At 70.9% G+C, this 24,251-nt stretch carries 28 protein-coding genes; 15 read left to right on the top strand and 13 right to left on the bottom strand.

Annotation, left to right across the window (positions count from 1 at the left end; translation table 11 throughout):
- Nucleotides 1-62 precede the first annotated feature (62 nt).
- Nucleotides 63-410: a histone-like nucleoid-structuring protein Lsr2 gene (locus tag OHA68_RS35495; RefSeq protein ID WP_189143147.1), complete on the top strand. Its 348-nt coding sequence runs from the start codon at nt 63-65 to the stop codon at nt 408-410.
- A gap of 291 nt (nt 411-701) precedes the next feature.
- Nucleotides 702-1,565: a hypothetical protein gene (locus tag OHA68_RS35500; RefSeq protein WP_327104139.1), complete on the top strand. Its 864-nt coding sequence runs from the start codon at nt 702-704 to the stop codon at nt 1,563-1,565.
- Between the two features lie 42 nt (nt 1,566-1,607).
- On the opposite strand, the gene tsaA is transcribed toward OHA68_RS35500, so the two are convergent.
- Nucleotides 1,608-2,009: a tRNA (N6-threonylcarbamoyladenosine(37)-N6)-methyltransferase TrmO gene (gene tsaA, locus OHA68_RS35505; protein ID WP_327104140.1), complete on the bottom strand. Its 402-nt coding sequence runs from the start codon at nt 2,007-2,009 to the stop codon at nt 1,608-1,610.
- A 114-nt stretch (nt 2,010-2,123) separates the two neighbouring features.
- Here tsaA and OHA68_RS35510 point away from each other — a divergent pair, with 114 nt between their 5' ends.
- Nucleotides 2,124-3,434 carry an aspartate aminotransferase family protein gene (locus OHA68_RS35510; protein ID WP_327104141.1) on the top strand — a complete coding sequence of 437 codons (1,311 nt, stop codon included), beginning with the start codon at nt 2,124-2,126 and terminating at the stop codon, nt 3,432-3,434.
- A 7-nt stretch (nt 3,435-3,441) separates the two neighbouring features.
- Here the strand turns inward: OHA68_RS35510 and OHA68_RS35515 are convergent, their stop codons facing one another.
- The gene (locus tag OHA68_RS35515) at nt 3,442-4,326 is read right to left on the bottom strand and encodes an SDR family oxidoreductase (protein WP_327104142.1); all 885 of its coding nucleotides are present in this window, start codon (nt 4,324-4,326) and stop codon (nt 3,442-3,444) included.
- Between the two features lie 92 nt (nt 4,327-4,418).
- On the opposite strand from OHA68_RS35515, the gene OHA68_RS35520 reads away from it, so the two are divergent.
- On the top strand, nt 4,419-4,991 hold the full coding sequence (locus OHA68_RS35520) for a TetR/AcrR family transcriptional regulator (RefSeq protein ID WP_189143142.1): 573 nt from the start codon (nt 4,419-4,421) through the stop codon (nt 4,989-4,991).
- 117 nt (nt 4,992-5,108) lie between these two features.
- Here the strand turns inward: OHA68_RS35520 and OHA68_RS35525 are convergent, their stop codons facing one another.
- Nucleotides 5,109-6,206, bottom strand: coding sequence for a winged helix DNA-binding domain-containing protein (locus tag OHA68_RS35525; RefSeq protein ID WP_327104143.1), 1,098 nt, complete (start codon nt 6,204-6,206; stop codon nt 5,109-5,111).
- Nucleotides 6,207-6,288: 82 nt separating this feature from the next.
- The gene (locus OHA68_RS35530) at nt 6,289-6,711 is read right to left on the bottom strand and encodes a VOC family protein (protein WP_327104144.1); all 423 of its coding nucleotides are present in this window, start codon (nt 6,709-6,711) and stop codon (nt 6,289-6,291) included.
- Between the two features lie 112 nt (nt 6,712-6,823).
- Between OHA68_RS35530 and OHA68_RS35535 the strand changes: the two genes are divergently transcribed.
- Nucleotides 6,824-7,900 (top strand): helix-turn-helix transcriptional regulator, encoded by a 1,077-nt coding sequence (locus OHA68_RS35535; RefSeq protein WP_327104145.1) that lies wholly within the window; start codon nt 6,824-6,826, stop codon nt 7,898-7,900.
- Here OHA68_RS35535 and OHA68_RS35540 read toward each other — a convergent pair.
- Nucleotides 7,860-8,039 (bottom strand): hypothetical protein, encoded by a 180-nt coding sequence (locus OHA68_RS35540; protein WP_189143138.1) that lies wholly within the window; start codon nt 8,037-8,039, stop codon nt 7,860-7,862. The genes OHA68_RS35535 and OHA68_RS35540 overlap by 41 nt on opposite strands.
- Nucleotides 8,040-8,404: 365 nt before the next feature.
- Here OHA68_RS35540 and OHA68_RS35545 point away from each other — a divergent pair, with 365 nt between their 5' ends.
- The gene (locus OHA68_RS35545) at nt 8,405-8,848 is read left to right on the top strand and encodes a YkvA family protein (protein ID WP_327104146.1); all 444 of its coding nucleotides are present in this window, start codon (nt 8,405-8,407) and stop codon (nt 8,846-8,848) included.
- Here OHA68_RS35545 and OHA68_RS35550 read toward each other — a convergent pair.
- On the bottom strand, nt 8,824-9,336 hold the full coding sequence (locus tag OHA68_RS35550; protein ID WP_327104147.1) for a GNAT family N-acetyltransferase: 513 nt from the start codon (nt 9,334-9,336) through the stop codon (nt 8,824-8,826). The two genes, OHA68_RS35545 and OHA68_RS35550, sit on opposite strands and share 25 nt — an antisense overlap.
- Nucleotides 9,337-9,645: 309 nt before the next feature.
- On the opposite strand from OHA68_RS35550, the gene OHA68_RS35555 reads away from it, so the two are divergent.
- Entirely contained in the window at nt 9,646-10,611 is a 966-nt protein-coding gene (locus tag OHA68_RS35555; protein ID WP_327104148.1) for an alpha/beta fold hydrolase, read from the top strand.
- 117 nt (nt 10,612-10,728) lie between these two features.
- A complete protein-coding gene (locus OHA68_RS35560; RefSeq protein WP_327104149.1) occupies nt 10,729-11,571 on the top strand; it encodes an SDR family NAD(P)-dependent oxidoreductase in 843 nt (280 codons plus the stop codon).
- Nucleotides 11,572-11,613: 42 nt separating this feature from the next.
- Here OHA68_RS35560 and OHA68_RS35565 read toward each other — a convergent pair whose 3' ends face one another.
- On the bottom strand, nt 11,614-12,249 hold the full coding sequence (locus OHA68_RS35565) for a pyridoxamine 5'-phosphate oxidase family protein (protein ID WP_327104150.1): 636 nt from the start codon (nt 12,247-12,249) through the stop codon (nt 11,614-11,616).
- 46 nt (nt 12,250-12,295) lie between these two features.
- On the opposite strand from OHA68_RS35565, the gene OHA68_RS35570 reads away from it, so the two are divergent.
- Nucleotides 12,296-13,147 (top strand): helix-turn-helix transcriptional regulator, encoded by an 852-nt coding sequence (locus tag OHA68_RS35570; RefSeq protein ID WP_327104151.1) that lies wholly within the window; start codon nt 12,296-12,298, stop codon nt 13,145-13,147.
- A gap of 116 nt (nt 13,148-13,263) precedes the next feature.
- Here the strand turns inward: OHA68_RS35570 and OHA68_RS35575 are convergent, their stop codons facing one another.
- Entirely contained in the window at nt 13,264-14,025 is a 762-nt protein-coding gene (locus OHA68_RS35575; RefSeq protein ID WP_327104152.1) for an SDR family oxidoreductase, read from the bottom strand.
- Between the two features lie 33 nt (nt 14,026-14,058).
- On the bottom strand, nt 14,059-15,021 hold the full coding sequence (locus OHA68_RS35580) for an NADP-dependent oxidoreductase (RefSeq protein ID WP_327104153.1): 963 nt from the start codon (nt 15,019-15,021) through the stop codon (nt 14,059-14,061).
- 156 nt (nt 15,022-15,177) lie between these two features.
- Here OHA68_RS35580 and OHA68_RS35585 point away from each other — a divergent pair, with 156 nt between their 5' ends.
- Nucleotides 15,178-15,585: a winged helix-turn-helix transcriptional regulator gene (locus OHA68_RS35585; RefSeq protein ID WP_327104154.1), complete on the top strand. Its 408-nt coding sequence runs from the start codon at nt 15,178-15,180 to the stop codon at nt 15,583-15,585.
- 60 nt (nt 15,586-15,645) lie between these two features.
- On the opposite strand, the gene OHA68_RS35590 is transcribed toward OHA68_RS35585, so the two are convergent.
- Complete coding sequence (locus OHA68_RS35590; protein WP_189143133.1) at nt 15,646-16,215, bottom strand: TetR/AcrR family transcriptional regulator; 570 nt, start codon at nt 16,213-16,215, stop codon at nt 15,646-15,648.
- Nucleotides 16,216-16,308: 93 nt separating this feature from the next.
- Here OHA68_RS35590 and OHA68_RS35595 point away from each other — a divergent pair, with 93 nt between their 5' ends.
- A complete protein-coding gene (locus OHA68_RS35595; RefSeq protein ID WP_327104155.1) occupies nt 16,309-17,235 on the top strand; it encodes an NmrA family NAD(P)-binding protein in 927 nt (308 codons plus the stop codon).
- A 40-nt stretch (nt 17,236-17,275) separates the two neighbouring features.
- Here OHA68_RS35595 and OHA68_RS35600 read toward each other — a convergent pair whose 3' ends face one another.
- Complete coding sequence (locus tag OHA68_RS35600) at nt 17,276-18,484, bottom strand: cytochrome P450 (RefSeq protein WP_327104156.1); 1,209 nt, start codon at nt 18,482-18,484, stop codon at nt 17,276-17,278.
- 198 nt (nt 18,485-18,682) lie between these two features.
- Here OHA68_RS35600 and OHA68_RS45450 point away from each other — a divergent pair, with 198 nt between their 5' ends.
- The 3 genes from OHA68_RS45450 (at nt 18,683) to OHA68_RS35620 (ending at nt 20,908) form a co-directional block, all read left to right on the top strand.
- The gene (locus OHA68_RS45450; RefSeq protein ID WP_407674379.1) at nt 18,683-19,375 is read left to right on the top strand and encodes a GbsR/MarR family transcriptional regulator; all 693 of its coding nucleotides are present in this window, start codon (nt 18,683-18,685) and stop codon (nt 19,373-19,375) included.
- 84 nt (nt 19,376-19,459) lie between these two features.
- Nucleotides 19,460-20,155: a GntR family transcriptional regulator gene (locus tag OHA68_RS35615; protein ID WP_327104157.1), complete on the top strand. Its 696-nt coding sequence runs from the start codon at nt 19,460-19,462 to the stop codon at nt 20,153-20,155.
- Between the two features lie 135 nt (nt 20,156-20,290).
- Entirely contained in the window at nt 20,291-20,908 is a 618-nt protein-coding gene (locus OHA68_RS35620; protein WP_327104158.1) for a VOC family protein, read from the top strand.
- 57 nt (nt 20,909-20,965) lie between these two features.
- Here OHA68_RS35620 and OHA68_RS35625 read toward each other — a convergent pair whose 3' ends face one another.
- A complete protein-coding gene (locus tag OHA68_RS35625; RefSeq protein ID WP_327104159.1) occupies nt 20,966-21,808 on the bottom strand; it encodes a helix-turn-helix transcriptional regulator in 843 nt (280 codons plus the stop codon).
- A gap of 193 nt (nt 21,809-22,001) precedes the next feature.
- Here OHA68_RS35625 and OHA68_RS35630 point away from each other — a divergent pair, with 193 nt between their 5' ends.
- The gene (locus OHA68_RS35630) at nt 22,002-23,012 is read left to right on the top strand and encodes an aldo/keto reductase (RefSeq protein WP_327104160.1); all 1,011 of its coding nucleotides are present in this window, start codon (nt 22,002-22,004) and stop codon (nt 23,010-23,012) included.
- A 13-nt stretch (nt 23,013-23,025) separates the two neighbouring features.
- On the opposite strand, the gene OHA68_RS35635 is transcribed toward OHA68_RS35630, so the two are convergent.
- Nucleotides 23,026-24,213, bottom strand: coding sequence for a cytochrome P450 (locus OHA68_RS35635; protein ID WP_327104161.1), 1,188 nt, complete (start codon nt 24,211-24,213; stop codon nt 23,026-23,028).
- Between the last annotated feature and the right edge of the window lie 38 nt (nt 24,214-24,251).

The following is a 24,251-nucleotide window of genomic DNA, read 5'->3' on the forward strand; positions in this document are numbered from 1 at the left end:
GCCTGTTCTACTGAAGAGCGCTACAGTAGCCAAAAAATCCTATCGAGCATGGAGTTCGGAACATGGCTAAGCGGATTCAAGAGATTTTCATTGACGACGTCGATGGAAGCGCGATGGAGTCGGAGAACATCGTCAAGTTCGGTCTCGACGGCGTCGCGTATGAGATCGACTTGGGGGAGAAGAACGAGGAAGCCTTGCGCAAGGCGCTGTCGCCCTTCATCAACAAAGCTCGCGCGGTCCGGAGTGAGCGAGCCGGCCGAGGCCGGCGCGGGGCCATCGGCTCCGCTCGTGCCATGAGCCGGGAGAAGTCCGCCGAGATCCGGCAGTGGGCCAGGACTCAGGGCCTGCCGGTGAGCGAGCGAGGCCGGATCGCTTCCACGGTGGTGGAGAAGTACGAGGCCGCCCACTAGGGCACAGGTGAAGGCTTGGCGAGGGCGTACTCCTGTGGTGCGCCGGGCAGCGGTGAGACTGCGCCGCCCGGCGCGCGTCGTGACGTACCTGATGAATCTACAATGTAAAGGGCGGCGGATCTGAGAAATTCGCCGATCAATCGGTAAGCCAACAGCGACGATGGCCCGATGCCCCTGCTGTCAGCGCCGAGTGTGTCAAAGGGCGCGGCGTGATGTACGCGGGGAAAGCATCGTGCTGGATACACGCCTGTCCCGTGGTGCGGCCAGGGTGTCCAGCAGATGGGGCTTGGCATGCCAGACATCTCGGCAGGAAAAATTCTCATGGCGGTGGGGTTCTTCGCCGCCTCGATGCTGACAGCGACATTGTCGGCCACTCCGGCGGCGGCCGACATCCCGAACAGGGATGTCGTCGATGCCTCCACAGCGCCCAGCGTCGCGAACAAGGCCGTGACGGCCTCCTGTGATCCCGGACAGCAGATCATCGGCACGGGCGCGTGGGTCGCCGGCGGCGGAGGCGATGTGCGGATCACGGAGATGCGGCCCGGGGTCAACTCGCAGGGCATCTACTACCTCTACGTCGCGGCCGCGGTGGACGAGGACGGCACCTCGAACACCTGGAGTCTGCACGCCTCGGCGATCTGCGCGGATCCGCTTCCCGGCCTGGAGATCGTCCCGGCGACCAGCACGCCCGCCTCGGACCCTGCCAATCCCAGCATCTCGGCGCGCTGCACCGGCGCCAGGAAGCTCCTGGGCGCCGGCTACAAGATCAACGACGGTTTCGGTCAGGTGGGCATCGACGACTTCAGAGTGTTCTCCGGGAGCGTCGCCGCCGTGGCGCGGGAGGACGACACCGGGTTCGCGACCTCCTGGAGCGTGACGGCCTACGCGATCTGCGCCGACCCCCTGCCGGGCCTGCAGATCGTCGAGAGGATCGGCGCGTTCCAGTCCGACTATGTGAACACCGTCAACGCCAGATGCCCGGACGGTCAGAAGATCACAGGTGGTGGCGGCATGATCGAGGGCGGTCTGGGCCAGGTCATCCTGGAGGACCTCACCAACGAGAGCGACAGGTACACGGTGACCGCGTTCGAGGACGACAACGGCTGGTCATCCACCTGGCGCGTGTACGCCTACGCGATCTGCGCCGACGACTGACCCTGGGCGCCGACCCGCTGGGGCGGCGACGATCGCGCCGCCTCAGCGGGTCGCGTCCAGGACCGGTTTCACGTCGACGATCGGGGTGCCGTCGACGGCTTCGAGGTCGGCGACCCGCACCCGGAGGCCGTCGATCGCGAGCACCCGGACGCGGTGCAGGCCGACGGGATTGGGCCGGTCGGCGGAGCGGGTGCTGAAGACACCGGTCAGCGGGTTTCGCGGGTCATCGCGCGGATGCACGGCCACGACGGATCGGTCGGCGAGGTGCAGCCACGTGAGGACGAACACCTCATCGCCGACCGTAAGATCACGGATCCCCTCGGCCATCGCGGGATCGAACGTCAGCCACGTGCTGGGAGCACCCTCCACGCCCTGCTTCGGCGCGCTCGCGCGATCCGTCAGAGGCGACTCGACGACCCCGATCGGATGAATCTCGTACGTCATGACTCCTGCCTACCGCAGGTCGTGCCGAAGGGTGTCGCGTTTGTTCGCTTGTTACCTCTGTTGCGGCGATTGAAGATGGGATCCGGTACTTGAGCGCGATCAGAGGGGTTGGCGATGGACACGACATCTGGGGATACGGCGTTCTGGGATGAGGCGGACCGTCTCCTGATCCGCTATGGGACCGGCTTCACCCCGCGGGTCATCGAACGTGCCTCCGGTGCGCATGTCTTCGATCGCCAGGGCCGGGCGATTCTCGACTTCACCTCGGGGCAGATGAGCGCCATCCTCGGCCATGCGCATCCGGACATCGTGGCGACGGTCTCGGCCGCGGTGGCGTCGCTGGACCATCTCTACAGCGGCATGCTCAGTGCTCCGGTGCTGGAGCTCGCCGACCGGCTCACCGCGACGCTGCCCGCCCCGCTGGGCAAGATGTTGCTGCTCACCACGGGGGCGGAGGCGAACGAGGCCGCGATCAAGATGGCGAAGCTCGCGACGGGCCGCTATGAGATCGTCTCCTTCGACCGCTCGTGGCATGGCATGACCCAGGGGGCGGCGTCCGCGACCTTCTCGGCCGGGCGGCGCGGTTATGGTCCGCCGACGCCGGGGAACCTCGCGCTGCCCGCGCCGAACGCCTACCGTTCGCCGTTCCGGTCCGCCGATGGGTCGTACGACTGGGAGGCCGAGCTCGCGTACGGTTTCGCGCTGGTCGACCAGCAGTCGGCGGGGAGCCTCGCCGCGTGCCTCATCGAGCCCATCCTGTCCTCGGGCGGGATCATCGAGCCGCCGCTGGGTTATCTGCGTCGCCTCAAGGAGATGTGTGACGAGCGGGGGATGCTGCTCATCCTCGACGAGGCGCAGACCGGTCTCGGGCGTACGGGGGAGATGTACGCGTTCGAGCGGGACGGGGTCACTCCGGACATTCTCACGTTGTCGAAGACCTTGGGGGCCGGGCTGCCTGTGGCGGCCGTCATCACGACCGCGCAGATCGAGCAGGTCTGTCACGACCGGGGGTTCCTCTTCTACACCACGCATGTCTCCGATCCGCTGGCGGCCGCGGTCGCGGTGACGGTGCTCGACGTCATCGAGCGTGAGAACCTCGTCGAGCGTGCGGCGGAGCTCGGCGAGCAGCTCAACGGCCGGCTGCTGGCTCTTCGCGACGGGTACGAGGTCGTCGGTGACGTTCGTGGCCGTGGCCTGCTCCAGGGCATCGAGCTGGTGCGGGACAAGGAGAGCAAGGCGCCCGCCGACGAGCTGGGCGCCGCGGTCACCTCGGCCTGTCTTGAACGGGGGCTGCACATGAACATCGTCCAGTTGCCCGGGATGGGGGGTATCTTCAGGATCGCCCCGCCGCTGACGATCAGCGACGACGATCTGCACGCCGGCGTGGACATCCTTGAGGCGGCTCTCAAGGGGGTGCTTCCCTGAGGCCGGCTCAAGCCGGAGCCGAGGAAGCCGTGAGTGCTCGCAGGGCGGGCAGGTGGGCGGTCAGGAAGTCCTCGAACGTGCGCGGCGGGCGGCGGGTGAGGTCGTGGACCGCCGTCGTGGTCGTGGCCTGAGAGCCGGCGGCCACCTCCTTGACGAGTACGGCGAGGTCGTCGGCGAACCAGGGCGGCAGCCCTTGCAACTTCAAGGCCGTGGCCAACGCGTCGGGCGGCGTCTCCACGCAGGTCACGGTCCGGCGCAGCGCGGCCGAGATCTGTCCGGCGAGGTCGGCGTCGGTGAGGGCGTGGGGGCCGGTGAGGATGAAGGTCTCGTTCTCGCCGTGCGGCCTGGTCAGCAGGGCGGCCGCGCAGGCGGCGATGTCGTGGCAGTCGATGTAGGCGACGGGGCTGTCCGCGTAGGAGCTGATCAGGTGCCCGTCGGGGGTGAACGCGCCGGCGCCGAGGAAGTTCTGCATGTAGCCGGCGGGCTGCAGCAGCGACCAGGACAGGCCGGAGGCCTTCAGGTGCTCCTCGATCTCCCAGTGCGCGCCCTGGGAGAGCTTCGCCCCCTGCCGGGCGTGCCAGACCGACACCTTCACCACGTGCGTGACGCCCGCCCGGTGTGCCGCGTCGATCGCGGTCTTCTGCTGCCGGATCATCGGCTGCGCACCGTCCACCGGCAGGGCGCCGGCACTGTTCAGGAACAGCCGGTCCACGCCGTCGAGCGCTGCGGCGATCGAGCCGGGGTCCTCGAAGTCCCCGACGGCGAAGTCGCAGCCCAGCGCCCGGCCCTTGGCCTCGTCGCGGACCAGGGCGCGGAAGGCCGCGCCGTCCTGGCGGAGCCGGCGTACCAGATGGGTGCCGATGGAGCCGGTGGCCCCGGTTACCAAGATCATGTGATGTCTCCTCATGGCTGCGGCGGCACTAAGCTGAGGGTGCCTCGGAAAAGACTATATCGAGGATGCCTCAGTTTAAGTAAGGGGAGAGGATGAGCGAGCCCCGGCGACGTGCGCCGCGCGCCGACGCGCGGCGCAACTACGAACGGCTGCTGGCGGAGGCCGACGCGGCCTTCCGCCAGGAGGGGACGGACGCCTCGCTGGAGGGAGTCGCGCGGCGGGCCGGAGTCGCGATCGGCACGCTGTACGGTCACTTTCCGCACCGTCGTGCTCTCGTCGGCGCGCTGCTGCGTGACCGCAACCAGGCCCTGTTCGCCCGCGGGGAGGAGTTGCAGTCCGGCTCCACGGCGGCAGCCGCGCTCACCCAGTGGGTGCACGCGGTGGTCGAGCATGCCGCCGCGTACCAGGGGCTGGCCGCGATCCTGGCCGCGGGCCTGGACGATGAGGGCTCCGAGCTGCATGCCTCCTGCCTGCGCATGGCCGACATCAGCGATCGGCTGATCGCCAGGGCGCGGGCGGCCGGCGCGCTCCGCCAGGACGTGACCAGCGCCGACGTCCACGCGCTGATGAACGCCGCCGCGTGGACCCGCGAGCACATGCCCGCCGAGCAGGCCGACCGGCTGGTGAAACTGACCATGGACGGGATGCTGTCGTCCGCGACCTGAACGTCCCGGACCCGAAGGGCTTCAGGACCTGAACGTCCCGGGCTCGAAGGGGTTCAGGGCCGGAACGTCCCGGGCTCGAAGGGGTTCAGGGCCGGAACGTCCCGGGCTCGAAGGGGTTCAGGGGGACGCGGCGATCCGTACGCGGTGGCTGTCGTCGTCGGAGAGGAACGACGCCAGCGCCCGCCCCTGCTGGGCCACGGCGGCGCGGTCGGCCGGGGAGAGGTGGCGCAGCGGGGTGACGCTCACGGTGCCGGTTTCGACGGTCCAGGTGGCGGCGACGCGGCCGTCGACCAGGACGACGCGCGCGCCGGCGACCGACAGGCCGCGGTGGGCTTGGTCGACGATCCGGCTGCGGTCGTGGTAGCCGAGGAGAGCGTTGTCGAACGCCGGCAGGAACCGTACCGGGGCGGGGGTGTCGGGGTCGGGGCGTGGCGCTTCTGGGAGGTCGAGCAGCTCCCGGCCGCGCTCGTCGCGGAAGGTGACCAGTTCGTCCCGGATCGCGGCCACGGCGGCCGGGAGCCCGGTGAGGCCGCACCAGGCGCGCAGGTCCGCCGAGGTCGCGGGGCCGAACGCGGCCAGGTAGCGCCGTACCAGCGTTTCGCCGACCGGATCGGAGCCGTCCGGGGCCGGCGGGTCGATCTCGCGCCCCAGCCAGGAGGAGAGCGGGAGGTTGCGTACTCCCGCTTTCGCCCGCCACAGGCCGCGCGGGGGGAGTTGCACCACCGGGACGAGGGCGGCGATCACCATCTCGCCCAGCGCCCGCGGTCCCGGGGCGGGCCAGCGCCCGGCCAGCGCCCGCGCGACCTCGCTCATCGAGCGCGGCTCGCCGTCGGCCAGCAGCGCTCGGCCCGCGGCGGCGAGCTCGTCGAGATCCACGTCGGCGAGTTCGTGGCGGTAGACGCCGAGGACCCGCTGGCGCAGCATGGCGTCGTGGCGGGACCGCCAAGCGAGGACGTCCTCGGCGGTGAGGAGGTGGACGGTACGGCGCATGAGGTGGGTGCGCACCACGCTCCGCCCGACCAGGAGGCCGGACAGGGTCGCCGGGTCGAACGCGCGCAACCGCGACCAGAGCCCGACGAACGGTTCCTGCGGTTCCTGCGCCTGCAGGCCGCACAGGTGCGCGACCGCGTCCAGGACCGGCAGGCCGGCGTGGTCGAGCAGCAGCTGCCGGGCGAGCGTCGCGCGGTTGAGCGCCCGGTCGTCGAGTACGGTCATCCGGTCACGCCGTCCGATCGCCGCATCCTCATTCTGGCCTTTCCCCTCTATATGTGGTGATTCGGTGTGCTTCGCGTGATGCTCACCCGGTGTACTCGCTCACGACGTCCATGACCCAGACGACGCCGAAGCGGTCCTTGAGCATCCCGTAAAGAGAGGCCCACTGCGCGGGCGCCAGCGGCTGCACGACGGTGGCTCCGGCGGAGAGCTTCTCCCAGTACGCGGTGATCTCCTGCGCGGTCTCGCCGCGCACGGAGAGGAAGAAGGAGTTCTCACCCTGGTCGTACGGCAGCCGCGCGGGCACGTCGTAGGCCATCACGTGGAAGCCGTCGTCGGTGACGACCTGCCCCCACATCACCTGGTCCGCCTCGGCGGGGTCCTGCACGTTCCCGGCATCCTTGTAGGTGACGACGGCCAGGTCACCGCCGAACACGGACCGGTAGAACTCCAGCGCCGCGCGGGCGTCGCCCCGGAAGTTCAGATGAGTCACGGACTTGACGGTCATGGCGGGCTCCTGATGGTCGACTGTCATTCGGTACGCCGTGGTCCGGCGCGAGACAACAGTCGCAGGGGAAGAGGACAGGGTGTGGCCGCTTCTCTGAGGCACTATGGGAGACATGCCGAAGACTTCCGCGCGCCTGCTGGCGTTGCTCTCGTTGCTTCAGGCGCGCCGGGACTGGCCGGGGGCGCTGCTGGCCGAGCGGCTGGACATCAGCCCGCGTACCGTGCGCCGTGATGTGGACCGGCTGCGCGAGCTCGGCTATCCCATCGTGGCCTTCAAGGGGCCCGACGGCGGCTATCGGCTCGACGCGGGCACGGAGTTGCCGCCGTTGCTGTTCGACGACGAGCAGGCCGTCGCCCTGGCCATCGCGCTCCAGATCGCCACCACCGCCGGCGCCGGCATCGAGGAGGCCGCGGCGCGCGCGCTGAACACCGTCCGGCAGGTCATGCCCGCCCGGCTGCGCCACCGGATCGACACACTCCGGGTGACCGCCGTCGAGCGGCCCACGTTCCGGCCGGGCCCGCAGGCCGACAGCGAGGTGCTGATGACCCTGAGCGCCGCCGTACATGCTCGTGAGGTGCTGCGCTTCGACTACACGCCCGTGTCCCCGCCGGCGGTCGAGGGACTGGGGCCGCGCCGGGCGCAGCCCCATCACCTCGTCACCTGGGGCGGGCTCTGGTACCTCGTCGCCTGGGACCTCGACCGCGAGGACTGGCGCACCTTCCGCGTCGATCGGATCAACCCGCGCACCCCCGCGGGGCCGCGCTTCACCCCGCGCGAGGTCCCCGGAGGTGACGTGGCCGCGTTCGTGGCCGGCAGGTTCCGCGGCGCCGGGGACTCCGGCGACTGGCCCTGCCGTGGTGAGGTGATCCTCGGCCTGCCGGCCGCCGCCGTGTCCCACTACACCCGCGACGGAGTCGTCGAGGAGCTCGGGCCGGACCGGTGCCGGCTCACGCTCGGCTCGTGGTCGTGGTCCGGCCTGGCCGCCGCCTTCGGCAGGTTCGACGCCGACCTTGAGGTCGTCGGCCCGGCCGAGCTCAGAGACGCCTTTGCGCGCCTGGCCCGCCGCTACGCCGGCGCCGCGACCGAAGCAGGCGCTACGACCGAAGCAGGCGCTAGGACCGAAGCGGGTGCTACGGCCGAAGCGGGTGCTACGCGGGAAGCAGACCGAGAAGGTGCGCGGTGGCGGTGAGCAGTGCGGCCAGCGCGGTGATGACGGCGGCGATCGTCGTCGGCGCGACGTCGGAGAGCCGCCGGATCGCGTAATAGGTGAGCCAGAGAACGGCGAGAATGACCAGTGCGGCGCTCAGAAGGGGCAGCTGGGATGACATATGGTCCCCCTTTCGTACGAGGGGAGAAAACTCCCCTTCCGCTGCTTTTGGAAGCTATATCGACCCTGTCCGCAATCGCATCACTTGGTAATTGATCGACTACTGAACGTCGATGTTGGCACTCTACTGCCCGAATGCGGGAACAGCTCTTCATCACGCCACGCGACATGCGAGAAATTCTCTAAAGTCGCCTTCGATTACTTAAGCGAGCGATTCGCCGGCCCGGCTCCCGCAGCGAGTCTGGTGCGCTCGACCATGCGATTGTCACGGTCACCGCGGTATCGACCTCGGCCGGGCTGAGCTCGCCGCCGAGCGGAAGGTAGAGTTCGGGCGGATTGCGGCCTACGCGGGGGAGGGCATGACCGGTGGACGGCTGGGTCGTGGTCGGGGCGGTGGTGGGTGGGACGGCTCTGCTGTGGCTGCTCGCCCTGGTCGCGCTGGCGGTCGCCCGGCCTCGGGGCAATCTGCTCACCGAGGCGATACGCCTGCTGCCGGACCTGTTGCGGCTCATCTCCCGCCTGGCCCGTGACGCCGCCCTGCCTCGGCGGGTCCGCGTCCGGCTGTGGCTGCTGGTGGCTTACCTGGCGCTGCCGATCGACCTGGTGCCGGACTTCATTCCCGTGCTCGGTTACGCCGACGACGCCATCGTGGTCGCGCTTGTGCTGCGCTCGGTCGTGCGCGGCGCCGGGCCGCAGGCGCTGGAGCGCCACTGGCCCGGCACGCCGGACGGGCTCGCCGCCGTCCGGCGCCTGGCCGGGCTGCCCGCCGCCCAGGCCGGCGGGGATCAGACCCCGAACGCCGCCGGGTAGCGGATGGTGCCGGACGGCACGGGCCGGGCGGGGTCGAGGGGGAGCGCCATCATGTACTTGTCCTCGACGTCGAAGGGCGGCCGGATGCCGTGGCGGGAGGCCGGGACGAAGCCGAAGCGGGGGTAGTACTGCGAGTGGCCGATCACCAGCACGAGGTTCTCGCCCTGCTGCCGGGCGGCGTCGAGGGCGGCGTGGATGGCGGCCGAACCGGCGCCGCGCCGCTGCTGTTCGGGCCTGACGGCGCACGGGCCCAGGGTGAGCGCCGGGGTGTCGTCGACGTGGCAGCGGGTGAGCAGCGCGTACCCGGTGATGGCGTCGCCGGGCGCCTCGCTGACCCAGGACAGGCCGGGAATCCACGCCGCCGGGTCGGCGCGCAGCGCCTCGACGATGTCGGCCTCCTGAGGGGTGGGGAAGGCGGCGAGGTTGACCTCACGGATCTGGTCGAGGTCGGCGTCGGTTTCGGGGCGGGTGATCCAGGAAGTGGTCATGAGTGGGTTGGAGTCCGTCTCTCTGCTCGCGGGCGGGAACAGTCGACATTCACCTTCTTCTCTCGCCGGATATTCGACAGCTAATAGCCCACAGGCTAGCAATTCTCGCAGGTGGGGGCCGAGCGAGACCTCGGGGCCTCCTGCAGTGCGCAGGTGGGATCCGACGCCGGTATGCGGGTCGCTCCGGAGCTCGGTCATGCCCCCTTGCGGATCCGCAACTTCCTTTGCCAGTTCCGTCGGGCCGCGCCCATTGTTGCTCCTGGCCGGAGCAACCCCGGCGATCGACACCGGCTTGAGGAGGACGTGGGCGTGGCACTGGACAGACGCAGGTTCTTGGCGGTCGGCGGCGGGGCCGCCGCGATGGCGGTCACCGGCCTCGGTACGGCGTGGGCGGCGGACGGCGGCGACCGGAAGGTTCCGGAGCCGTCGTTGCCCGGCTTCACCAGCGGTTTCGTGGTGGCCAACGGCATCCGCCAGCACTACGTCGCGGGTGGCAGGGGCGAGCCGCTGATCCTGTTGCACGGCTGGCCCCAGACCTGGTGGACGTGGCGCAAGGTCATGCCGGCCCTGGCCGAGCGCTTCCGGGTGATCGCGGTCGACCTGCGCGGCATGGGCGGCACCGCCAAACCGGCCGGTGGTTACGACAAGAAGACCATGGCCAAGGACATCCACGAACTGGCCCGGGCGCTGGGTCACCGCTCGGTCCACGTGGCCGGGCACGACATCGGGTCGATGGTGGCCTACAGCTTCGCGGCCAATCATCCCGCCGCGGCGCGGAAGGTCGCGATGCTCGATGTACTGCACCCCGATGACAGCTACTACGAGTTCCGGATGCTGCCACGGCCCGGGCAGGCGTCGGCGAGCCCGTGGTGGTTCGCGTTCAACCAGGTGCGCGGGCTCCCGGAGGAACTCATCGCCGGTCAGGGCCGGGACGTCGTGGATTGGGTGTTCGACTATCTGCTGGTCGATCGCCGCGCGATCGACAACCGGGCTCGCGCCGTCTTCGGGCAGAACTACTCCTCTCCCGCGGCCATCCGTGGCGGGAACGGCTGGTACCAGGCGTTCGGCCAGGACATCACCGACCTGAAGACCTACCGGCCCGTCGGCACCCCGCTGCTGGGCCTCGCCCACCCTGGCTACTTCCCGTACATGCGGGCCACCCTGTCCGGACAGGGCACCGACGTACGCGTGGCCGAGATCGCCGACACCGGGCACTACCTGGCTGAGGAGCAGCCGGCCGCAGTGATCCGGCACTTCCTCGACTTCTTCGGATGACCGCGTAGCCGACCCGTGCCCGGCACACCCACCTGTCACTGCTATTGTCGAAGTGAGTCAGTTTCATTTTCGAAGTGACTCGTACGCTCATCATCGACACGCGGGGGACAAGCACCCATGAACAGGACCTGGTTCATCACTGGAGGCACGCCCGGCGGGTTCGGCATGGCCTTCGCCGACGCGGCCCTGGAGTCCGGCGACCGCGTCGCCCTGACCGCCCGCAGGCCGGAGGAACTGCGCGGCTGGGCCGAGCCGTACGGCGACCGGGTGCTGACGCCGCGGCTCGACGTCACCGACGCCCAGCAGGTCCACCAGGCCGTCGACGCCGCCGAGGCGCACTTCGGCGGCATCGACGTCCTGGTCAACAACGCCGGACGCGGCTGGTACGGCTCGGTGGAGGGCATGGACGACGCGGCCGTCCGGCAGCTGTTCGAGCTGAACTTCTTCAGCGTCCTGGCGGTCACCCGTGCCGTGCTGCCCGGCATGCGCGCCCGGCGCAGCGGGTGGATCATCAACGTCTCCTCCGTCGCCGGGCTGCGCGGGGAGCTCGGCTTCGGCTACTACACCGCCGCCAAGCACGCCGTCGAGGGCATGACCGACGTCCTGCGCCAGGAGGTGGCACCGCTGGGCGTCAAGGTGCTGGCCGTGCAGCCGGGGGCCTTCCGTACCCGCGCGTACGCCGGATTCGCCGGCGAGTCGGTGCGGGAGAGCATCGAGGACTACCGGCCGATGCTGCAGAGCGTCCGGACGACCATGATCGAGCATGACGGAAAGCAGCCCGGCGACCCCATGAAGGGCGCGCGGGCCGTCGTGGCCATGATCGGCCAGGACGATCCGCCGCACCGGCTGGTGCTCGGCAGCGGCGGATACGACGCGGTGATCGGCGAGCTGGAATCCATGATCACTGAGATCCGGGCCCACGAGCACGTCTCCCGCACCGTGGACTTCCCGGCAGGCTGACGCCCTCCGGTTCGCGCTTATGGACGGAATATGCGCGGGAGGTCAGTGATCCGTGCCGGGGGTGCTGAGCCACTTGCCGTCGATCATCACGTCGCGCTGGGCGAGCTCGTTCACCTCGCGCCAGGCCTGGATCCGCAGCGGGACGATACGGAAGTAGGGGTAGGCGCCGCGCTGCTCGCGCGGGTCGAAGCCCGCCTTGGCGGCGAAGGCGTCGCCGGTCTCGGCCGGGATCTCGGCGGCGGCGATCACCTCGCGCACCTCGGCGTCGATCAGGACGACGTCGCGCGTGGGGCCGAGCGCCACCCGCACCTTGCCGGTGGCCTCCAGGAACCTGGCCGTCGGATTGGTCCGGGCCGTGGAGATGAGCAGGGACCGGCCCTCCCACAGGAACGACAGCGGCATCAGGTACGGCAGGCCGGCCGGATCCGCGGTGGCGAACCAGCCGTCGACGTCGCGCTCAAGCCGGTCCAGGGTGTCGCGGATACGCCGATCGAGGGTGCGGGCGGGAGCGTTCACGGTGGCCAGGGTAGCGCTCATCAGGCCCCGGCGATCCGTTGTGTCGTCCATCGGGCCGGGCCGCTGGATCATCGCGCCGTCGGTGAAGGCGACCTCGCCGACGGGCCCGGTGAGGTCGTGCCCCACCGGGTGTCCGTCCGGCAGGGCCGCCGAGCCAGGCACCGGTGGTACCTGGCTCGGCGCCGTGACGAGCGGGCACACTGGAGGGGTGGACAGACGAGAACTGGCCGGCTTCCTGCGCAGCAGGCGCGAGCGGATCAGCCCCGCCGACGTGGGGCTGCCCGCCGGGCCGCGCCGCCGTACCCCGGGGTTGCGCCGTGAGGAGGCGGCGCAGCTGGCGTACATCTCGACCGAGTACTACACGCGGCTGGAGCAGGCGCGCGGTCCGCACCCGTCGCGCGAGGTGCTGGCCGGGCTGGCCCGTGCCCTGCGCCTGTCGGACGCCGAGCGCGACCACCTTCACCACCTCGCCGGCGTACCGCCGGGCCCGTTGCCCGGGCCGTCGCGCCAGGTGCGGCAGAGCATCCTCGACCTGCTTCACAGGCTGCCGCTGGCCGCCGCCATCGTGACGTCAGCGATCAACGAGGTGATCGCCTGGAACGATCTCGCTGCCGCCCTGATGGAGGACTTCTCCGCCCTGTCCCGGCGCGATCGCAACCTGGTGCGCCGTGCCTTCCTCGGGCCGGAGCCGCAAGGGTGGCGGTTGTTCGGCGTGTCGGACGCGGACGCGTTCGCCCGCAACTCGGCCCAGAGGCTGCGCGCCACCGCCGCCCGTTACCCGGACGATCCGGAGGTGACCGGGCTGGTGCAGGAGTTGCTCGCCGGAAGCGAGGAGTTCGCCCGGCTGTGGGCCTCCCACGACGTGTCCGCCGAGCCCACCCTGTGCAAGACCTTCCAGCATCCGCTGGTCGGCCCGATCACCGTCAACTGCGATGTCCTCGACATCGCCGACCGTGACCAGCGGGTCGTGATCTACACCGCCGTCCCGGGCTCACCCTCGGAGGAGGCACTACGGCTGCTGTCGGTCATCGGCACCCAGCGCATGGACGTGCCCCGCTGAGCCACGCCGCGCCGCATACCGGCAGTACGCCACGGCGAGCGGCCTTCCGCATGACGGCGGTACGTACCGGCGAGCGGCTTTCCGCCTGCGCGGCGCCCCCCTGTCCACGGGACTCCTCAGGCGGCGGTCATCCCGCCGTCGATCGCGAGCGCGGCTCCGGTGATGAACCTGGCTTCGTCGCTCAGCAGGAACGCCACGAACGCCGCGATCTCGTCCGGCTGCGCGATCCGCCCGACCGGGTGCATCGCCCCGGCCGCGCGCAGGGACTCCTCCGGGGTCGGGCCCAGGTTGGCCCGGAGCAGCGGGGTGTCGACGCCGCCGGTGATCAGGGTGTTGATCCGTACGCCGGCCGTGGCCGTCTCCAGCGCCGCCGACCGGGTGAGCCCGACCACGCCGTGCTTGGCGGCGCTGTAGGAAGCCATGCCCGCCGCCCCGGTGACACCGAGGTTGGACGCGTTGTTCACGATCGCGCCGCCGCCGGCCCGCAGCGCGGGGATCTGGTGCTTCAGGCCGAAGAAGACGCTGCTGAGGTTGAGCGCCAGGTCGGCGTGCCAGGCGGCGCCGTCGATGCCGGTCACCGGGCCGATCGCGGTGGCGGCGCCGACGTTGTTGAACGCGCCGTCGAGCCGGCCGTACCGCTCGACCGTCTGCCGGACCAGCTCCGCCGCCTCGGCTTCCACCGTCACGTCGGCGGGGATGAAGGCGGCCTCCCCTCCGGCAGCGCGGAGGGCGGCCACCAGCGCGTCGCCGGGTTCCTTGCCGCGGGCCGCCAGGACGACTTTCGCGCCTTCGGCGGCGAGCCGCTCGGCGGCGGCCCGTCCCATACCGGAAGTGGCGCCGGTGATCAGAATGACTTTCTCCGCGAAACGTGCGGACACGACAACTCCTAAGGTCAGTGCGGTTCAGGGATGTCAGAAGGTGAGGACGAGCCGGCCGCGGACGCCGCCGGCCTCGAGCCGCCGGTGCGCGTCGGCCGCCTCGGCGGCGGGGAGGGTCGCCGCGACGCGCGGGACGAGCGCGCCCGACTCGGCGAGCCGGCGGATCTGGTCCAGCTTGTCCGTCCGCCCCGCGTATTCGGGCACGAACGTCGTCCGCACCGTGATCCGGCCGCCGCCGTCGAGATCGTGACCGCCGGGTTCCCGGCCGGTGCGGAAGCGGACGTAGGAGCCGCCGTCACGTGCGGCGTCGAGCAGGCGCGGCCCGACCAGCGCCGCGTCGGCGACCGCGGCCACGCCCTCCGGATACCGGGCCCGGATGCGCTCGGCGACCTCGGGCCCCCTGGCCACGACCTCGGCCGCGCCGGACTCGCGGACCAGGGCCTCGTCAGTGGGTGCGGCATCGGCGACTACGGTCAGCCCCGCGTGCCTGCCCAACTGGACCAGGTAGCCGCCCAGCGTCCCGGCGGCGCCGATCACGGCCAGGACCGAGCCGGGGGCGAGCGCCAACCGGTCGAGGGTCAGCTGCGCGGTGAGCCCGTTCATCGGCAGCGTCGCCGCCGCCGCGTGATCGAGGCCCGCCGGTGCGCGGACGACCCAGCCCGCCGGCAGCACCACGTGCTCCGCGTAGCCGCCCCCGGCCGGGCCGAGGGGCATCACCATCGCCATCACCGGCTCACCCAGGGACAGCCCGGTCTCGGTCCCGGGGCCGATCTCGTCGATCACGCCGGCGATGTCCATGCCGGGGACGTATGGGGCCGGGTGTTCGGAGAGGGCTTGCGCGTGCATGCCGGCGCGCACGAGCGTGTCCGCCGGACTGACCGCGGCCGCGTGCACCCGCACCCGGACCTCACCGGGCCCGGCATGCGGCTCCGGCAGGTCGACGACCCGTAGCACCTCCGGTCCGCCGAACTCGTACAAGCCTACTGCGCGCATCATCGCAGCTCCTCCGTGGTTCTCTTTGGTTACCAGGTACGTGAGTCGTACCTTCGCATCGATGCGATGACGCGACAAGAGAGCACTTCGACGTGCCCAGGTATCACCGGGAGAACCATTCCCCAGGTAGAACCAGGTATCTCTCGTATACTGGGGGCCATGGCGCATCCGATCATGGAGATGGACGACACGGCCGGCCTGCGCGAGCGGGGCCGCGAGCAGGGCTACGACCTGATTCGCCATCTGATTCGCGACGTGCTCGAACGGACCGGTGACAAGTGGTCGGTGGTTGTCATCTGCCAGCTGGGCGACACCACCCGGCGGTTCAACGAGCTGCGACGGATGAGCGAGCCCATCACCCAGCGGATGCTCAGCGCCACACTGCGGGGGCTGGAGCGGGACGGCCTGGTGACGCGGACCGTCCACGACACCAAGCCCCCGCGCGTCGACTACGCGCTGACCCCGCGCGGGCTCAGCCTGCTCGAGGTCATCCGCTCTCTGGCCGGTTGGGCGGCCGACAACGCCGCCGACATCCTGGCATCGAGGACGGCCTTCGACGCCCGATGACCGGGCTCGATTCGCTCACCCCTGACGGGGGATGACCCCCACCACGGGGCTCTGATTCGCTCACCCTTGACGGGGGCTGACCCCCACCACAGTCAGGTCGAGGAGCCGGTTCGCCTCCGCGGCGGGGTCCTGGTGGTGCTCCGTGGCCAGGGCGATGCCGGTGATCAGGGTGAGCAGGTCCTCAATGGTCACGCCCGGTCTCAGCGCGCCCTCGCGCACGGCGCGGCGCACCAGGGGGTCGCCCGCCTCGGTGAGGGGCGCCGAGGCGCAGTTCTCGTTCTCCGCGCCGGGGTCGGCCGCCAGGTCGCGGGTCAGCGCGACGGCCAGCCCCCGGATGGTCGCCGCGTCCGCGGTGACGGCGCTCAGCCACTCCAGCAGCGCGGCCCGGCTGTCCGCCCTGTCGCCCAGGTCGCGGGCGTGGGCGCACAGGGTCTCGACCCGTTCGCGGAAGACCGCCTTGAGCAGTGCGTGACGGCTGGGAAAGTGCCGGCGCACGGTGGCGGAACCGACGCCCGCGGTGCGGGCGATCTGCTCCAGGGACGCGTCGGCGCCGTGCGCGGCGATCGCATCCTCGGCCACGGCGAGCAGGCGTGCGTAGTTGCGCCGGGCGTCCGCGCGCTGGACGTGCATGGCGGCACCTCACATTTGCTAAGTGGCGGGGTCCGCCGTATCTTACCCGAATATAAACGGCGGGGTCCGCCGTTTAAGGATGGGAGACCCTTCATGTCCACCGATCTTGCCCCCGTTCTGGTCATCGGCGCCACCGGGCAGCAGGGCGGCGCCACCGCCCGCGCCCTGCTCGCGACCGGCGTCCCCGTCCGGGCACTGGTCCGCGATCCCGCGACCGACCGAGCCAGGGCGGTCGAGGCGCTCGGCGCCGAGCTCGTCACCGGCGACCTCGAGGACCGCGACTCCGTGGTCAGGGCCGCACAGGGAGCCCGAGCCGTCTTCTCGGTGCAGATGCCCGCGATCAAGGGAGCCGCCATCGACTTCGACGGCGAGCTGGCCCAGGCCGTCAATCTGATCGAAGGCGCGCTGGCCGCCGGGGTGCCGCAGTTCGTGCACACCTCCGTCTCCGGCGCCGGGCAGCACGTCGAGAGTCCGGGCTGGGCCGAAGGCCGCTGGGCCTCACTGGCGCCGTACTACACCACCAAGACCGCGATCCAGGACCGCGTCCGCGAGGCGGGCTTCACGCACTGGACGCTCATCAAGCCGGCCTGCTTCATGGAGAACTTCCTCCCGTCCGCGGCGTACATGATCCCCCGCGGTGTCGAGGGCGGCCTGGCGACCGTGCTCAAGCCCGGCACCCGGCTCTCCCTCGTCGCGGTCGACGACATCGGCGAGGCCGCCGCGGCGGCCATCGCCGCCCCGCAGCGCTTCGACCGGGTCGAGCTGGAGCTGGCCGGCGATTACCTGACGCTGACGGAGGTCGCCAAGGTCCTGTCCGGTGCTGTGGGCGCCGAACTGACCGCGCCCGACATGACCGAGGAGGAGGCGATCGCCGCGGGAATGCCGGTGTGGGCGGGCATCTCCCACGAACACATGAACGTGGCCGGGCAACCCGCTCGCCCGGAGTACGCGCGGGCTCTCGGCATCCCGCTCACGACCTTCGAGGCCTGGGCGCACGAACACCTGCGGGCCGCCGCCTGATGCCGGTAGGCGATCGGCCGGTCGTACGCGACCTCGCCGGTCACGCCTCCCAGGTGACGGGAAGGCTGCGCACCCCGTAGATGTCCGCGGTCTCCGGGCGCAGCTCGACCTCTTCGGCCGGTACGGCCAGGCGCAGCGTGGGGAAGCGGTGGAGCAGCGCGGGGAGCGCGACCCGCATCTCGACACGGGCCAGCTGCTGGCCCAGGCACTGGTGGATGCCGTGACTGAAGGCCAGGTGCCCGCCCTCCTGGCGCTGGATGTCGAGGGCGTGGGGGTCGGTGAAGCGCTCGGGGTCGCGGTTGGCGGTGTTGAGCGACAGGATGACCGTCGTGCCGGCTTCGATGGTCCGGCCGCCCAGCTCGACGTCCTCCAGCGCCGTTCTGAAGAAGGTCTTGGCGACGCTCAGATAGCGCAGCAGCTCCTCCACGGCGTTGTCGGTGAGCGCGGGGTCGGCGCGCAGCGCGGCCAGCTGCTCCGGGTTCTGCAGCAGCGCGAAGGTGCCCAGCGCCAGCATGTTCGCGGTGGTGTCGAACCCGGCCGACAGCAGGATCAGGGCGATCCCCTGCAGTTCCTCATCGGTCAGATCGCTGTCGAGCAGGTCGCTGAGCACGTCGTCGGTGGGGTTGGCGCGCTTGGCGGCCACCAGCTCAGCGAGGTACGACTGGGTGGCGGTGTAGGCCGCGTACAGCTCCTCGTCGCTGACCTCCCCGCCGAGGAACGTGTCGATGTGCTTCTGGAACAAGCCCCGGTCCGCGTACGGCACGCCCAGCAGCTCGCAGATGATGACGGCGGGAATGGGCTTGGCGAACGCGGTCACCAGGTCCGCCGACGGCCCGGCCTGCTCCATGGCGTCCAGGTGCTCGGCGGTGACCTGCTCGACCCGCTCGGTGAGCAACCGCATCCGCCGCACGGTGAACTTGCCCACCAGCGGTTTGCGATAGCGGCCGTGCCGCGGTTCGTCCATGAGCAGGAACTCGCCGGGCGGCGCCGGCGGGACCTCGATGTCGCCGTAGTCGATCAACGGGTGGTGGCGCATGAGCTCCTTGCGCGAGCTGAACCGCGAGTCGGCCAGGACCGACCTGACCAGGTCGTAGCCGGTGACCAGCCAGCCCTGGTGCCCGTCGGGGAAGGGGTAGCGGCTGATGGGGCTGTGACTGCGGGCGTCGATCAGCTCTGCCGGCGGGTCGAAGGGACAGCCGGCCTGGCGCGCGGTCGGCAGCGTCGTGACGGTGTGGAGGGGCTCACCCATGACGGTTCCTCATCTCGCGATAGTACGTGTTCGGAATAGATCGAAAGCTACGTTGCTTTCGATATTGCTGTCAATCTTGAAAAGGCATTCTCCCAGGTACATGGCCATAAATCAGTGCGATGACGCTGGGGTCGAACGCAATGCTTCGTTGCAATGAATGGCGGCGAAGGCAATACTGCGGGCATGCCAGGAGGACGGTTGACCCAGCAGGACCGCCGGCGCATCGCGGCCGGACTCGCCGACGGGCTCTCCTACGCCGAGATCGCCAGGCGGCTCGACCGGCCGACCTCGACGATCAGCCGGGAGATCGGACGCAACGGCGGCCCCAGCGGCTACCGGCCCCAGCAGGCGCACCAGGCGACGGCCCAGCGGGCGCGGCGCGGCACACCGGCGCCCCCGCGCGCGGCCGTACCGGCGGAAGGCACGAGAGAAGCGGAAGGCGCGAGAGAAGAAAGCGCGAGGGAAGCGGAGGTCATCGAGATGGCGGTCAGGGCGGGGCTGCCGAGGATGACGGCGCGGGTACACCTCGACCTGTTGCTGTCGGAGGAGGGCAGGCGCACCGCGGCCGAGCTGGCCCGCAGGCTGAAGGTCAGCCCGGCCTCCGTCTCCGTGGCCGTGAACTACCTGGTCGATCAGGGTTATGTCCGGCGCGAGCGCGATCCGCGGCGGCGTCGCGACATCTACGTGGTCGACGATGACGCCTGGTACCACTCGATCATGATCGGCTCGCGGCAGACGCTCGAGGCGGCGCGGTCCTCGATCGAGGCGGCGCAGGCGGCCGGGCTGGACCGGCCCGTGGGGCGGCGGATGGCCAGGGCAGGGGCGTTCCTGGAGCGGGTCAGCCTGGACATGATGGAGTCGGCCGACCGCTGGCGCAGTCTCCTGGCGTGACGGGCTTGCGGCGCTCACCACAAGGCGGCGGCGCCTTCATCGAGAAAATAATCGATTATTTGTCGGATCGTCTATGATGGGCGCATGACTCAGGCAGCCGCCTCGCCGGGGAAGCAGATGCTCTCCGAGCAGGTCTACGCACACTTGCGGGACGCGATCATGCGCGGCGACTTCGCCCCCGGTGACGCGCTCAAACCGCAGGACCTCGCCAAGGACCAGGGGGTGAGCCTGGCCGTCGTCCGCGAGGCGCTCGTCCGGGTGGTCGGCGAGGGCCTCGCCGACCGGCTGCCCAACCGCGGCTTCGCCGTACCGGCCTTCTCCGACCGCCGCTGGCAGGAGATCGCGGAGGCCCGCCGGACCATCGAGCCGGTCATGCTGCGCATGTCCATCGAGCGCGGCGACGTCGACTGGGAGGCCCGCGTACGCGCCGCCCACCACCGCCTGGCCCGCACCCCGGCGTACGCGCAGGACGAGGGCGAGCACTACAGCGACGCCTGGGCCGAAGCACACCGGCTCTTCCATCGCACCCTCCTGGAGGGGTGCGGCAATCCTGTCCTGCTGGAGGTCTTCGACCGGATGTGGACCGCGAGCGAGCTGGCTCGCCGCTGGTCGGCACGCCGCACCCCCGGCCGGGACGCCGTCGGTGAGCACGGCCGGCTGGAGGAGGCGGCGCTGGCCCGCGACGCCGACACCGCGGCCGAGGTGCTGACCTGGCACCTCACCCTGACCGCCGCCGTCCTGACCGGCCGCACCCACGACGAGCCCGCGAAGGAGATCTGATCCGCCTCGCCGGGCCACGCGGGGGAGACCAGGGCCGCCCTCACGCCCTGGCCTGAGTTTCCCCAGGTCAGCCATGGGCAGACTGCACGAATCTCGTCGTGTCGGTCGTTGGCAGGAGCGCAGGAGGCACAGGCCATGGACATGAAACTCGAAGTCGTCGTGGTGCCGGTCGCGGACGTCGACCGGGCCAAGGACTTCTACACAGGGCTGGGCTGGCGGCTCGACGCCGATGTCACCACCGGCGAGGACTTCCGGGTGGTACAGACGACCCCGCCCGGCTCGCCGGCCGCGGTCATCTTCGGCACCTCGGTCACCTCCCAGCCGCCGGGCTCGGCTCAGGGCCTGCACCTGATCGTCGATGACATCGGCGCCGCCTACAACGAGCTCAAGCGGCTCGGCGCCGGCCCGAGCGAGGTCTTCCACGACGCGGGCGGCGTCTTCCACCACGCCGGGACCGACGCCCGGGTGGCCGGTGCGGATCCGCAGCGCACGAGCTACGGCTCGTTCCTGTCCTTCAGCGACCCCGACGGCAACGGCTGGGTTCTGCAGGAGGTCACCACCCGGCTCCCGGGACGGCTGGACCCGTCGCTCACCACGTTCGCCTCGGCGTCGGACCTCGCGGCCGCGCTGCGCCGCGCCGCGGCCGCGCACGGCGAGCACGAGGCGCGCACCGGCGCCGAGGACCCGGACTGGCCGGACTGGTACGCCGACTACATGGTGCGCGAACAGGCCGGCACCGAGCCGCCGTCGTGAGCGCGACGCGTCGACGTAGGAGCGGTGGCGCGCCGAACGGCTGCGCGGGGGAGCGGTTCAGCCGCCGGCCAGATTCTGGAGGCCGACCACGCGGAGCAGTTCCAGCCGCTCGTAGGACCTGCTGCCCGGGCGGGCGGTGTAGACGATCAGCCGTTGGTCGTGCTCCGGGTTCAGCAGCACCTCGCAGTCCAGCTCCAGCAGGCCGACGATCGGGTGCAGGAAGCGTTTGGTGTCGGAGCGGCGTACGGCGACGTGGTGGGCGTCCCACAGTGCCGCGAACTCCTCGCTGCGGGCGCGGAGCCTGCGGACGAGCGCTGCCACCCGCGCGTCGTCGGGGCGGCGGGCGAAGGTGGCGCGTAGATCCGCCACCGTCACCTGGGCGGCGTGGTCACGGTCCTCGGCCGGGAAGCGTTCCCGCGCGAAGGGGTCGGTGAAGAAGAGCCAGACGGCGTTGTGCTCCGCCTCGGGGCGGGCGGACACGTCACCGTGCAGCGCCTTGGCCATCGCGTTCTGCGCGAGGATGTCGCCGCGGTCGCTCACCACCTGGGCGGGAGTGTCGCTCAGCCGGTCGAGGACGAGAAGCAGGCCGGGGCGGACATGCTCGGTGGTCGGCCGGTTGCGTGGGGGCTCCTCGCCGGCCAGATGGAAGAGGTGGTCCCGTTCGTCGCCGGTCAGCCGCAGCGCGCGGGCCACGGCGGCGAGCATCTGGCGGGACGGGCGTGAGCCCCTGGCCTGCTCCAGCCGCGTGTAGTGGTCGGTGGACATGCCCGCCAGCTGCGCCACCTCCTCGCGGCGCAGTCCCGGGGTGCGCCGCCGCGCGCCCTGCGCCAGCCCCACGTCGGCAGGGGCGAGCCGGGTACGGCAGCGGCGCAGGAAGTCGGCCAGTTCGGTTCTGTCCACACCTCCACCATGCCCCCCGGACGGCGGACGCAGCCAGGGACGGCCTGTCCCCGGATAAGGACGTCTCTCCCGCCGGCGCCCGTACCGCCGCACGATGGAGCCGAGCACCGGACAGGTGCCACGTGCCCCAGGCGGCACCCGCACGACAGTCACGTCCGCCTTCCGCGGCGTCGAATCAGTGAGGAAGCCTCGTATGCAGTACCGTACGCTCGGCCGGACCGGGATCAAGGTCAGCCCCTACGCGCTCGGCGCGTTGATGTTCGCCACGCACGTCGGCAATCCCGACCCCGACGACTCCGCCCGCATCATCCACAGAGCGCTGGACGCGGGGATCAACCTCATCGACACCGCCGACGTCTACGGCGACTCCGAGGAGGTCGTCGGCAGGGCGCTCAAGGGACGGCGGGACCATGTCGTCCTCGCGACCAAGGTGAGCCGCCCGATGGGTGACGACCCCAACCAGCAGGGCGCCTCGCGACGCTATATCGTGACCGCGGTAGAGAACTCGCTGCGCCGCCTGCGGACCGACCACATCGACCTCTACCAGATCCAGCGGCCGGACCCCGCCACGGACATCGAGGAGACGCTCTCCGCGCTCTCCGACCTGATCCACAGCGGGAAGGTCCGGGCGATCGGCACGTCCACGATGCCGGCGTCCGACATCGTGGAAGCCCAGTGGGTCGCCGAGCGGCGCGGCCTGGCACGTTTCCACACCGAGCAGCCGCCGTACTCACTGCTCGACCGCGGCATCGAACGCGAGGTGCTGCCGGTCGCGCAGCGCCATGGGATGGGCACGCTGGTCTGGGGCCCGCTCGGGCAGGGGCTGCTCACCGGCCGCGTCCGCAAGGGACAGCAGAACGAACTCCGCCGCGCCGGCTTCTTCAGGCACCTCAACGACGAGCGCCGGCTGGACGCCGTCGAGCGGTTCATCTCGCTCGCCGAGGAGGCGGGCCTGCCGCTGACCCACCTCGCCATGGCGTTCGCGATCGCTCATCCGGGCGTGACCAGCGCGATCGTCGGGCCGCGCACGATGAGCCACCTGGACGACCTTCTCGCCGGCGTCGACGTGGCACTCACCGACGACATCCTCGACCGGATCGACGAGATCGTCCCGCCGGGCACCGACGTCGCCCCGCTCGACCAGGCCTATGTGCCGCCGGGCCTCCAGCGGGCCGGCCTGCGCCGCCGCCCCGCCGCCGCCTGACGTATCCCGCCTCCTACCAGGTGACCGGCAGGGCGGCCACGCCGTAGATGGCGGCCCGCGGTCGTAACCGCACCTCCCCGGCGGGTACGGCCAGCCGCAGCCCGGGGAAGCGGCGCAGCAGCGCCGGATAGGCCAGCCGCATCTCCAGCCGGGCCAGCTGCTGGCCCAGGCACTGATGGATGCCGTGACCGAAGCCCAGCTGCTGCCTGGCCTGGCGGGTGACGTCGAGGCGGTCGGGGTCCGGGAAGCGGGTCGCGTCCCGGTTGACGGCGGGGAGGGAGATCGTCACGGTCTCACCGGCTCTGATGGTCCGTCCGGCGAGCGGCACATCGGCCCTGGCGACCCGGATCGGGCCGATGTGCGTGATGCTCAGGTAGCGCATCAGCTCCTCGACCGCGGTCTCCGCGACGCCCGGATCCGTGCGTACGAGCTCCGCCTGGTCGGGGCGGCACAGCAGCAGGAACGTGCCCAGGCTGAGCATGTTCGCGGTCGTCTCGTGCCCGGCGGTCAGCAGCAGCGTGGCCACCCCGGTGAGCTCCTCGTGGTCGAGCTCGCCACCGGCGACCAGCTCGCTGAGCAGGTCCTCGCCGGGTTCGGCCCGCTTGCGCCCGACCAGCTCGGAGAGGTAGCCCATCAGCTCGGCGCCCGCGGCGCCGCGCTGTTCGATGGAGTTGTCGAGGTTCACCGCCTGCGCGGTGGTGTCCTGGAAGCGCGAACGCTCGCCGTACGGCACGCCGAGCAGCTCGCAGATCACCAGCGACGGGATCGGCAGCGCGAAGGCGGGGACCAGGTCCGCGGGAGCTCCCGCGCGGGCCATCTCGTCGAGCTGACGGTCGATGATCCGCTGCGTCCCGGGCTCCAGCAGCCGCATCTTTCGCATGCTGAAGTGCCTGGTCAGCAGCCTGCGGTAGCGGGAGTGCTCGGGGTCGTCCATCGCGATGAAGAAGCCCGGGGGGATCACCAGCTCGGCCAGCCCCTCGGGCGGCGCCAGCTCCTTGATCGGCGGTGCGGCGCCCTGCGAGGTGTTGCTGAAGCGCGCGTCGTCGAGCACCGCGCGGGCCTCGGCGTAGCCGGTGACCAGCCAGCCGGGCCGCCCGTCGGCGTAGGTCATCGGGTGCAGCGGTCCGTGGAGCTCTTTCAGCACGGCGGGCGGCTCGAACGGGTCTTCCCGCTCGACCGGCAGCGTCTCTAGGATGTCCATGCCTCCAGAGAAGCGCACAGATTGCGAAATTGCAACCT

Source organism: Nonomuraea glycinis, from assembly GCF_035920485.1.
Classification (GTDB): domain Bacteria; phylum Actinomycetota; class Actinomycetes; order Streptosporangiales; family Streptosporangiaceae; genus Nonomuraea; species Nonomuraea glycinis.